This window comes from Paragemmobacter ruber (assembly GCF_009908315.1).
GTDB classification, from domain to species: Bacteria; Pseudomonadota; Alphaproteobacteria; order Rhodobacterales; family Rhodobacteraceae; genus Paragemmobacter; species Paragemmobacter ruber.
In genome coordinates, this window is sequence record NZ_JAAATW010000003.1 from 779,921 (window position 1) to 790,471 (window position 10,551).

The window sequence follows — 10,551 nt, forward strand, 5'->3', positions numbered from 1 at the left end:
GTAGTGTCAATTTAATTAGACACTTTTTTAGACTTCTCCGACATTCGGCCGTCTGGCTGTGACAACAGAGGTGACGAAAGACCGAAATCCCGGCCGGATCTGGATGTCGGCAAAGCCCGCATCCCCCAGCATCCGTGCGATTTCGGCGCCGGAACGGGTTCGCCCTGTCTGCATCGCAAGGGTGTACAGCGAAAAGTACACATCCGTGGCCGGATCGGGCCGCGCGCCGCCCGACATGGGCTCGGACACCACGACTCGCCCCCCCGGCGGCAGCGCGTCATGCACCGCCCGCAACAGCGCGGCGACCGTGGCATCGGCATGGTCATAAAGCACCCGGACGAGCGAGATCGCCTCCGCTCCGCGCGGCAGGGGATCGTCGCGGAAAGAGCCGGGGCAGATCGTTACCCGATCCGCCACCCCCGCCGCCGCCAGCCGCGCGGTCGCCCCCGGCACCACGGCGGGCAGATCGAACAGCGTCATCCGCAGCGACGGATGCGCCGCCCCGATAGCGGCCAGAAAGGCCCCCGTCCCGCCGCCCACATCCATCAGATGCGTCACACCACCGAAATCCACCAGCCGCAGCGTATCCGCTGCCACCAGACCCTGACTGTCGGCCATCAGATCGGAATAGCGCTGCGCCAGCCCCGGATCGGCCGCACCCCCCGCGCCAAAGACATAGGGCCAGAACCCCGCCAGTTCCGGCTGCGTTTCGCCCCGGAAAAAGGCCACGGGATCCGCCAGATCGCGGTAAAGCACCGGGTGATGGCGCACCATCGCCTCCAGCCCCGGCACAGCGAGGAACGCCGCCCCCCGCACTGTCAGCCGCCACAGGCCCCGCCGTTCGGCCATCAGGCCCAGCCCCGCCCCGGCCCGGGCGAGGATCGCCATCCGTTCCAGCGGCACGCGCGCAGGCCCCGCCAGCGCGGCAAGGGCGGCCGGCCCCTCGGCCAGCCGGTGCAGCACGCGCAACTCCACCAGCGCCAGCAGGGCCTGCGACTGCACGAATCCCTGCACGATGTCGAACAGCGCCGCCCCTTCCGCCCGCGCGATGTGGCGCAAGCCCGGCACCCGGGCGCAAAAGGCATGAAAGCGCGGCGACAGGCCCAGCCGCACCGCTAAAGGCTGCCGGCGCCGCCGCGATGGCGCCGCCGGGCCTGCGGCTGCGTCCGTCATCCCCGCACCGCCCCGCGCGCAGGCTGCAGATCGACCGGCGTCATGCGTTCGGCATAGGCGCGCACCATGGCGGCCAGCATCGCCTCGCCCGGGCAGGACGGGATAGAGGCGATCGCACCCCCCAGAATATCCTTCAGATGGCGCACCGCCCCCTGCACGCCCAGTTCCCGCACCGCCGAGGGCCGCGCATGGGCCGCATCCTGCCCCGCAGGCTTGCCCATCTCGGCCTCGGTCAGCAGCGCATCCTTCAGGTCATCGGCCACCTGAAAGGCCGCGCCGATCCGCGCGCCCAGTTCTTCCCAGGGCTCGGCCTCCTGCCCCGCGGCGATGGCCCCCATCTGGGTGGCCGCGATGAACAGCGCCCCGGTCTTGGCCCGGTGATAGGCGGCGAGGTTCACCTCTGCCTCGCTCTCCCAGCCCTGACCCGCGCAGATGCCACCCGGCATCCCCGTCCGCTGCGCCAGCACGCGGATCAACTCCACTGCGCGCCGCGGATGATCGCCGGCCGCCCGCGCCAGCACCTCGAAGGCCAGCACGATCAGCGAATCCCCCGTCAGCACCGCCACCGGCTCGCCATAGGCGCGATGCACCGTGGGCTTGCCGCGCCGGATATCGGCATCGTCGAAACAGGGCAGATCGTCATGGACCAGCGACGCGCAATGGATCAGTTCCAGCGCCGCCGCCGCCGCATCCGTCAAGGCCGGGCGGTCATCGCCACAGGCCCGCGCGACCGAGATCAGGATGGTCGGCCGGATGCGCGCGCCGCCCGGAAAGACCGCGTGATCGAGGGCCGCGCGCAGCTTTCCCGGCGCCTCCGCCCCGTCCGCAGGCCCCTGCCCCAGCGCCAGTGCCGCCGCCACCGCCGCCTCGATCCGCACGTCGATTCCGCCGATCTGGCCCATGACCCGCCCCTTTCGCTAAGTTGGCTTAGTCTCGCACCGCCGCCGCAAGGTGTAAACTAAATCTTACACCTTGTTGTAATTCATGATGGACAACTTCAAGGGCTTGCCTAAACTCCCCCCATGGATCAGGACCGCGTCATCGTGATCGGGGCGGGGATGGGGGGGCTTGCCGCCGCCATCCGGCTGGCGGCCAATGGCCTGAAGGTCACGGTCCTCGAAGCGGCCACCGGCCCCGGCGGCAAGGCGCGCGCCATCCCCTCGCCCGCCGGGCCGGTAGATACCGGCCCCACCGTGCTGACGCTGCGCCACGTCTTCGACGCGCTTTTCGCGCTGAACGGCGAAAGGCTGGACGACCACCTCACCCTGATCCCGCAGCGCCTGCTGGCCCGCCACTGGTGGCCGGGGTCGGACGCGCTCGACCTGACCCCCGACCGCGACGAGAACGCCGCCAGCATCCGCGCCTTCGCCGGCCCGCAAGAGGCCGAGGCCTTCCTGCGCTTCGATGCGCTGGCCGAAGAGATGTTCACCGCCTTCGACGCCCCCGTGATGCAGGCCGCCCGCCCCGATCTGCCCGCCATCGCCCGCGCCGCACTGGCCCGCCCGCGGCTCTGGCCTGCCCTGCGGCCCGGCCTGTCGCTGGAGCGCTGGCTAAAAGGCCAGTTCCGCGATCCCCGTCTGATCCAGCTTTTCGCCCGATACGCCACCTATGTGGGCGGGCGCCCCGGCCATGCGCCCGCCGTGCTCGCCCTCATCTGGCGGGCCGAGGCGCGGGGCGTCTGGGCGGTAGAGGGGGGGATGCACCGCCTTGCCGCCGCGCTGGCCGCCTTGGCCGAACGCATGGGCGTGACCTTCCGCTATGCCACTCCCGCCACGCGGATCCAGCGCCAGAACGGCCGCGTCACGGGCGTGCAGATCGCCGATGGCCGCACCCTGCCCTGCAGCGCCGTGGTCTTCAACGGCGACCCGGCCGCACTGGTGACGGGCCGGATGGGCAGCGCTGCCGCTGCCGCCCTGCCCCGCGCCGCTGCGCAACCGCGCAGCCTGTCGGCCCTCGTCTGGGCCTTCGCCGCCACGCCCGACGGGCCAAAGGCGCCCGCGCTCGCCCATCACAACCTCTTCTTCACCGATGACCCCGCCCGCGAATGGGGCCCCATCGGGCAGGGCCGCATGCCCGAGGCGCCCACGCTCTATCTCTGCGCCGAAGACCGCATCCACGGCCCCGGCAGCGTCGCGCCCGCCCAAACGCCCGAACGCTTCGAGATCATCCTGAACGCCCCCGCCGCCCTGCCCGCCCTGCGCCCCGAGGAGTTCCGCCAATGCCGACAGATCACCTTCGACCGCCTCTCCCGCATGGGTCTGACGCTGGCCGCGCCGGGGCCGGAGGCGCTTCTGTCACCCGCTGCGTTGGATCGGCTGTTTCCGGGCTCTCAGGGCGCGATCTATGGCCGCTCGCCCGAAGGGACGTGGGCGAGCTTCCAGCGCCCACCCGCCCGGACGGCGCTGCCGGGGCTCTATCTCGCGGGGGGCGGGGCGCATCCGGGGGCGGGGGTGCCGATGGCAGCCCTCTCCGCGATGCACGCGGCCGAGGCGATCATGCAGGACCGGATTTCCGCGTCGAGGTCGGCCCCGACGGCTATGCCTGGTGGTATGTCGATGGCATCTCGGATGACGGGCGGCGCGCGGTCTCGGTCATAGGGTTCATCGGATCGGTCTTCTCGCCGTGGTATGCCTGGTCGGGCCGCCGGAACCCGCAGAACCATGTCTGCCTGAACGTCGCCACCTACGGCCCCGGCGGGCGCTTCACCATGACCGACCGCGGCACCGCCGCCCTGCACCAGTCGAAAGACACCCTCACCATCGGCCCCTCGCGCATGCACTGGACGGGGCGCGAACTGGTGATCGACGTGGACGAGGTCTCCTCGCCCCCCCTCATCTCCCGCGTGAAAGGCCGGATCACACTGACGCCCAGCGCCGTCACCGGCGTGGAACTGGCGCTGCATCCCCGGCACCAGTGGCGCCCCTTCGCCCCCACCGCCCGGATCCGGGTGGACCTGACCCAAGGCCAGACCTGGGAAGGCCACGGCTATTTCGACGCCAATTTCGGCACCACCGCGCTGGAGCGGGATTTCGATTTCTGGACATGGGGCCGCTTTCCCATGCGCGACCGCGCGCTCTGCCTTTACGATGCCACATGGCGCGATGGCACCCAGCAGGATTTCGCCCTCGAAGTCACCCCCTCGGGCGAGGCGCGCGAGGTGGCGGCCCCGCCCCGCACCCCTTTCGCCCGCACCGGCTGGCTCGTCCGGCGCGAAACCCGCGCCGATCCGGGCACCCGGCCCCGGCAGGTGCTGCCCATGCTGGATGCGCCCTTCTACAGCCGCAGCGTGGTGGAAACCCGGCTGGATGGCGAGACGACCCAAGGCGTGCACGAGGCGCTCGACCTCACCCGTTTCCGCCAGCCGCTCTTGAAGCCCATGCTCGCCGTCCGCGTACCAAGGCGGGCAGGCTGGGCCTTCTGACCCAAATTTCTTCGAAGAAATTTGCAAAGTTCTTCAAAGAATTTTGGTCAGTCCTGCCGAGGGCCGTAGCGCGCCAGCCCGGCAGACCGCACGCCGTGCGGAACGGGCCGTGGCCACGCCGTGCGGCACAGCCGCTTTGGGCCGAACCTCTGTTACGTTAGGCCGCCACTGCGTTGCGCACCCAAACCGACCGGTTCAGCATCCCCGCCACCGTCACCCACAGCAGGTATGGCGCGAAAAGCGCCCCCGCGAGCGTGTCGTGATGCCAGAAGGCCACCATCGTCGCCGCCACGGCCAGCCACAAAAGGAAGATGATCACCAGCCCCGCCCCGATCCGCCGCAGGCCAAAGAAGACCGGCGTCCACAGCGTGTTCAGCGCGATCTGCACCGACCACAGCGCCAAGGCCTGCCCCGTGCCGGGGATCAGCGCTACCCGCGCCGCCGCCGCCGACATGCACAGGTAAAGCACCGTCCAGGCCACCGGGAACAGCCAGTCGGGCGGCGTCCAGCGCGGCTTGTTCAGGGCGCGGTACCACTCGCCCGGCTGGAACATGGCCCCTGTCGCCGCCGCCGCGCCACAGGCGGCTAGATAGGTCAGAAACAGGGTGAAGAATTCCATCGCATCGCTCCCGATCCAGTCAGACCAAGCGATCTAGCGCGCCCGTCCCGCACGTCCAAGCGGAAACGGGGCAGGAAGGAGTTTCCGTCTTTTCAGGCATTTGCCCTGCGCGTTCGCCGCAGGGCCGTTCAGGCCAGCCCGCGATCGCGCGCCTCGAGCTGCGCCAGGACAGTGAGCAGCGCCTCGCTGCGTGCGGGCCGCGCGCCCCCCCGCGCCGCCGCCTGTACCAGAAAGGCCACCTCGGGCGCAGGCGCGGCATGCAGCACCGCCGGGCCGGGCGCGACGGTCGAAACGCCTGCCCGCAGCGCAGCCATGGCCAGCCGGGCCATCTTCCAGCCCCGCCCCGTGCGCGCCCGCTGCGTCACGCTGTCGCCGCGCGCCTGCCGCACGCGCCCGCCGATGCCATCATAGATCAGCCGCGCGGCATAGATGCCGGGACGGCAGGACAGAGGCAGCGAGGGGACCCCCGCCTCGGCCCGGATGTAGAACCGCTCCGCCTCGTCCAGCAGCCGCAGGGTGGCCCGCGCCACGCCGGGATAGGCCTTCGGTCGCGCCAGAAACGCCTCGGGGTCGATCCCCTCGGCCATCAGCCAGCGGCGCGGAAGGTAAAGCCGCCCGGCCCGCGCATCCTCGCCCACATCCCGCGCGATGTTGGTCAACTGCATCGCCAGCCCCAGATCGCAGGCCCGCGCCAGCGCATCCGCATCACGCACCCGCATCAGGACGCACATCATCGCGCCCACCGCCGCCGCGACGCGCGCGGCATAGTCCAGCACACCCGACAGATCGTCATACTCCCGCCCCGTCGCATCCCAGGCAAAGCCTTCGAGCAGCGCCTCGGGCAGGGCGCGGGGCATGTCGAACGCCTCGACCACGCCGGCAAAGGCCCGGTCCGCAGGCTGGTTCAACGGCCGCCCGCGATAGACCAGATCCAGCCGGTCGCGCAGCGACAGCACGGCGGCGGCCTTGTCTCGCCCCTCGTCCACCGCGTCATCCGACATCCGGCAAAAGGCATAAAGCGCCAGCGCCGGGTCGCGCACCCGCCCCGGCAACAACCGCGATGCCGCGTGGAAGGACAGCGATCCGGTGCGGATCGCCTCGCGGCAATGGGCCATGTCGCGCGGGTCGATCATGCGGTGGGGCAAGCGGTGGGTCATTCGGCCGCCATCCGCAACTCGCGCGTCTCGGCCAGACGGCGCGGCGCATCGGGCACCAGCTGACCCAGCACTTCCGCCGTGCCGATCACACCGGGCAGCCCCGCCCCCGGATGGGTGCCCGCCCCGGCAAGGAACAGGCCCGGCAGTTCCTCGGATATGTTGTGCGGCCGGAACCACGCCGATTGCAGGATCCGCGGCTCGATCGAGAAGCCCGCGCCATAGGGCGACAGATAGCGGTCGCGGAACGTCTCGGGCGTGAAGACCACCTCTTCGGTGATCCGGTCGCGGAAGCCGGGGATCAGCCGGTCTTCCAGCATCCGCGCCATCTTGGCACGATAGCGCGGCTCTTCCTCGGCCCAGTCCACCCCGTTGTCAAAGCCCAGATGCGGCACGGGCGACAGCGCATAGAAGGTATCGTCACCCTCGGGCGCGCAAGACGGATCGGTCACGCTGGGGCGGTGGACATAAAGGCTCATGTCATCCGCCAGCTTCCCGCGGATGAAGATGTCCTTGATATGCTCACGATAGCGCGGCCCTACGACGATGGAGTGATGCCCCACGTCGCGCCACATCGCGCGCGTGCCCTTGGTCCCGAAATACCAGACATACAGCCCCATCGACCAACGGGCATCCTTCACCTTGCGGTCGGTCCAGCGCTTCCGCGGCAGGTTGCGCAAAAGCCGCGTATAGGTATGGCCCGCATCGGCATTGCTCACCACCAGCCCCGCGCGCATCACCTCGCCGCCCGTCAGGCGCACCCCCGCCGCACGGCCGTGTTCCACAACGATCTCATCCACTTCCGTGTTGTGGACAACCTCGCCCCCCTGCGCCGCGATCACCCGCGCCATGCCATCGGCAATCGCCTGCACGCCACCCATGGCGTAATGCACGCCAAAGGCCTTCTCCAGATGGCTGACAAGGATATACATTGACGTCACGTTGAACGGATCGCCCCCGATGAACAGCGGATGGAAGGACAGCGCGAAACGCAGCCGGTCATCCTTCACCCGCCCCGCCGCATGGGCATAGACGGACCGATCCGCCCGCATCATCCCGAATTTCGGCAGCACCTTGACCAGATCGGCAAGCCGGTGCATCGGCCGCCGCCCAAGGTCTTCGTAACCAAACCAGTAGCGCGCCTCGCTATCCTTCAGGAACTTCTCGTAACCCCTTGCATCACCGGGGGAAAGCCGCGCCACCTCGGCCTTCATGGCGGCCTCGTCCTGCCGCGCGGTGAAGGTGGACCCGTCCTGAAAGCGGATCTCATAGAACGGGTCCATCGGCACCAGCCGCACATCCCGGTCAAACTCCCGCCCGCAGGCGGCCCAGAGATCGCGCAAGCCCTGTGGCACCGTCACGATGGTCGGGCCCAGATCGAAGCGATGCCCGCCTTGCGTGATCGAAGAGCCGCGCCCCCCCACCCGGTCCAGCCGGTCGATCACCGTGACCCGCCACCCCTTCGCCCCCAGCCGCATGGCCGAAGCCAGCCCCCCCAGCCCCGCCCCGATGACAATGGCATGATTGGGGGCATGGTTGGCCTCCGGCGAAGCGGCAGAGGGGGCCGGGGCTGCAACGGGGCGGGGGCGCGGTGTCTGGGTCATGAGGATAGATGATAGAGTGTCCATTTTAATTTACAATATCCGTGACGAAGCCGCAAAAAGGCGCATTTAGTCTTTCGCTGCGCGGCATATACTGTCAGAGTAGGTTTACACACCCTGCCCGGGAGGGCCGTGCCATCGCCGTCACCAGCCTCAGCCTCTTCCGCTTTGACGGAGCTCTGCCGCGCCTGTGGGTGATCGGGCAGATGGCCGCCGCCCGCTATGCCCTGCGGCAGGAACGGCGCGCCCTGTTCTGGAAGCTGTGCGGATCAGGCACCGGCGAAGGCTTCACCCCCCGCCCCAACTGGGGTGTCTGGGCCATCCTCGCCGTCTGGCCCGACGAGGCCGCCGCCCGCAGCGCCACCGCCACCAGCCCGGTCTGGCGCCGCTGGCGCGCCCGCGCGGCGGAAAGCTGGACCGTCTTCCTCGATCCCGTCTCGGCCCGGGGCCGCTGGGCCGGGGTGAACCCCTTCCTGCCAGACGGCCCGCCGGGCGATATGTCCGGCCCGCTTGCCGCGCTGACGCGCGCCACCGTGCGGCCCGCCCGCGCGCTGCGCTTCTGGCGCCGCGTCCCCTCCATCTCGGCGGTGATCGGGCGCGATCCGAACGTTGCCTTCAAGATCGGCATCGGTGAGTTGCCGCTCCTGCATCAGGTGACCTTCTCGGTCTGGCCGGACGCCGCCAGCATGGCCGCCTTTGCCCGGGGCGATGGCCCCCATGCCCGCGCCATCCGCGCCGTGCGCGACGGCAACTGGTTCGATGAAGAACTCTACGCCCGCTTCCGCCCCCTTGGCAGCGCGGGCACATGGAACGGGGCCGATCCGCTGGCCCATCTGATCCGGGCGGAGGCGGCATGACACAGCCCAGCCCGACGCCACAGCCTGCCTTCGATCCTTCCACGAAGGATCGCACCGAATTTTCGCAGGACATTCGAAACCGCGGATCTTCGCAAAAGATCCGCCGCCTGACGGTGACGCCATGAAACAACCCTTCCCCTTTTCCGCCATCGTCGGACAGGAGGCCATGAAACAGGCCATGATCCTGACCGCCGTCGATCCCGGCATCGGCGGCGTCCTCGTCTTCGGTGACCGGGGGACAGGCAAATCCACCGCCGTCCGCGCGCTGGCCGCCCTCCTGCCGGAAATCGACGCGGTGGAAGGCTGCCCCGTCAATTCCGCCACGCCTGATCAGGTGCCCGTCTGGGCCGAAGGCGCGACAGGCCGCGTGATCCGCAAACCCACCCCTGTGGTCGATCTGCCCCTCGGCGTGACCGAGGATCGCGTCGTGGGCGCGCTCGATATCGAACGCGCGCTCACACGGGGCGAGAAATCCTTTGAGCCCGGCCTTCTGGCCCGCGCCAACCGCGGCTATCTCTATATCGACGAGGTCAACCTGCTCGAGGATCACATCGTCGATCTCCTGCTCGACGTGGCCCAGTCGGGCGAGAATGTGGTGGAACGCGAAGGCCTGTCGATCCGCCACCCCGCCCGCTTCGTGCTGGTGGGCTCCGGCAACCCCGAAGAGGGCGAATTGCGCCCCCAGCTTCTGGATCGCTTCGGCCTGTCGGTCGAAGTGACCAGCCCCCGCGACGTGGAGACAAGGGTCGAGGTGATCCGCCGCCGCGACGGGTATGAATCGAATTACGGCGCCTTCATGGAAACATGGCGCATGCAGGATGCAGGCCTGCGCGACCGCATCCTCGCCGCCCGCGCGGCCCTGCCGCAGGTCAAGACGCCGGGCAGCATGCTGCATGATTGCGCCGCGCTTTGCATCGCCATCGGGTCCGATGGTCTGCGCGGTGAACTCACGCTGCTGCGCGCCGCCCGCGCGCTTGCCGCGTTCGAAGGGGATGACACCGTGGGTCGCCTCCACCTCAAGGCCGTGGCGCCCATGTGCCTGTCCCATCGCCTGCGCCGCGATCCACTGGACGAGGCGGGATCAACCACCCGCGTCATCCGCGCCGTGGGGGAGGTCCTGCCCTGACCGACACCGATCCCTGGGGCCGGGTGGAAACCGCGCTCGCCTGTCTCGCCCTCGATCCGGCGGGCCTGCGCGGGCTGTGGCTGCGCGCCCGCGCGGGCCCGGTGCGCGACCGCGTGACGGCGGCCCTTGCCGCCCTGCCCCTGCCCCAGCGCCGCCTGCATCCCGGCATCGCCGATGACGCGCTGTTCGGCGGGCTGGACCTAACGGCCACCCTTGCGACCGGCCGCCCGGTGATGACGGCGGGCCTGCTGGCCACCCCCGCCGCGCTGGTCCTGACCATGGCCGAACGCTGCCCGCCCGGCCTTGCCGCCCGTCTTGCCGCCGCGTTGGACGATGGCGCGCATGGCCTGATCGCGCTGGACGAAGGGGCCGAGCCTGACGAAGCCCTGCCCCCCGCCCTGACCGACCGGCTTGGCCTCTTCCTCGACCTGACCGACATCCCCCTGTCGCACAGCCGCCCGCTGGCGCTGGATGCGCCCGCCCTCGCCGCCGCCCGCGCCCGCCTGCCCGGCGTCACCCTGCCGCCCGAGGCGCGCGATGCCCTGACGCGGGCCGCCGCGGAACTGGGCATCGCCTCGCTGCGCGCGCCGCTTCTGGCCA

At 70.1% G+C, this 10,551-nt stretch carries 9 protein-coding genes and 1 pseudogene; 5 read left to right on the plus strand and 5 right to left on the minus strand.

The window, feature by feature from the left end; translation table 11 throughout:
• Positions 1-27: 27 nt before the first annotated feature.
• Together GU920_RS16015 and GU920_RS16020 are read right to left on the minus strand one after the other, a co-directional pair.
• On the minus strand, positions 28-1,173 hold the full coding sequence (locus GU920_RS16015) for a methyltransferase (protein ID WP_161768058.1): 1,146 nt from the start codon (positions 1,171-1,173) through the stop codon (positions 28-30).
• Positions 1,170-2,075, minus strand: coding sequence for a polyprenyl synthetase family protein (locus GU920_RS16020; RefSeq protein WP_161768059.1), 906 nt, complete (start codon positions 2,073-2,075; stop codon positions 1,170-1,172). Before GU920_RS16020 ends, GU920_RS16015 begins: the two co-directional genes overlap by 4 nt.
• A 120-nt stretch (positions 2,076-2,195) precedes the next feature.
• On the opposite strand from GU920_RS16020, the gene crtD reads away from it, so the two are divergent.
• Positions 2,196-3,770, plus strand: coding sequence for a 1-hydroxycarotenoid 3,4-desaturase CrtD (crtD, locus tag GU920_RS16025; protein WP_161768060.1), 1,575 nt, complete (start codon positions 2,196-2,198; stop codon positions 3,768-3,770).
• On the plus strand, positions 3,734-4,594 hold the full coding sequence (crtC, locus tag GU920_RS16030) for a carotenoid 1,2-hydratase (RefSeq protein WP_161768137.1): 861 nt from the start codon (positions 3,734-3,736) through the stop codon (positions 4,592-4,594). The genes crtD and crtC overlap by 37 nt, the downstream gene beginning before the upstream one ends.
• 157 nt (positions 4,595-4,751) lie before the next feature.
• Here the strand turns inward: crtC and tspO are convergent, their stop codons facing one another.
• The 3 genes from tspO to GU920_RS16045 all read right to left on the minus strand — a co-directional run bounded on the left by tspO (position 4,752) and on the right by GU920_RS16045 (position 7,971).
• A complete protein-coding gene (gene tspO / locus GU920_RS16035) occupies positions 4,752-5,213 on the minus strand; it encodes a tryptophan-rich sensory protein TspO (protein ID WP_161768061.1) in 462 nt (153 codons plus the stop codon).
• Positions 5,214-5,341: 128 nt separating this feature from the next.
• Positions 5,342-6,346, minus strand: a complete 1,005-nt coding sequence (gene crtB, locus GU920_RS16040) for a 15-cis-phytoene synthase (protein ID WP_161768138.1) — start codon at positions 6,344-6,346, stop codon at positions 5,342-5,344.
• A gap of 20 nt (positions 6,347-6,366) precedes the next feature.
• The gene (locus tag GU920_RS16045; protein WP_161768062.1) at positions 6,367-7,971 is read right to left on the minus strand and encodes a phytoene desaturase; all 1,605 of its coding nucleotides are present in this window, start codon (positions 7,969-7,971) and stop codon (positions 6,367-6,369) included.
• A 134-nt stretch (positions 7,972-8,105) separates the two neighbouring features.
• Between GU920_RS16045 and crtA the strand changes: the two genes are divergently transcribed.
• The 3 genes and pseudogenes from crtA to GU920_RS16060 all read left to right on the plus strand — a co-directional run.
• Complete coding sequence (gene crtA / locus GU920_RS16050; RefSeq protein ID WP_161768139.1) at positions 8,106-8,825, plus strand: spheroidene monooxygenase; 720 nt, start codon at positions 8,106-8,108, stop codon at positions 8,823-8,825.
• A 121-nt stretch (positions 8,826-8,946) separates the two neighbouring features.
• A complete protein-coding gene (bchI, locus tag GU920_RS16055) occupies positions 8,947-9,951 on the plus strand; it encodes a magnesium chelatase ATPase subunit I (protein ID WP_161768063.1) in 1,005 nt (334 codons plus the stop codon).
• 23 nt (positions 9,952-9,974) lie between these two features.
• Positions 9,975-10,551 (plus strand): annotated as a pseudogene (locus tag GU920_RS16060) (magnesium chelatase subunit D); the annotation flags it as partial.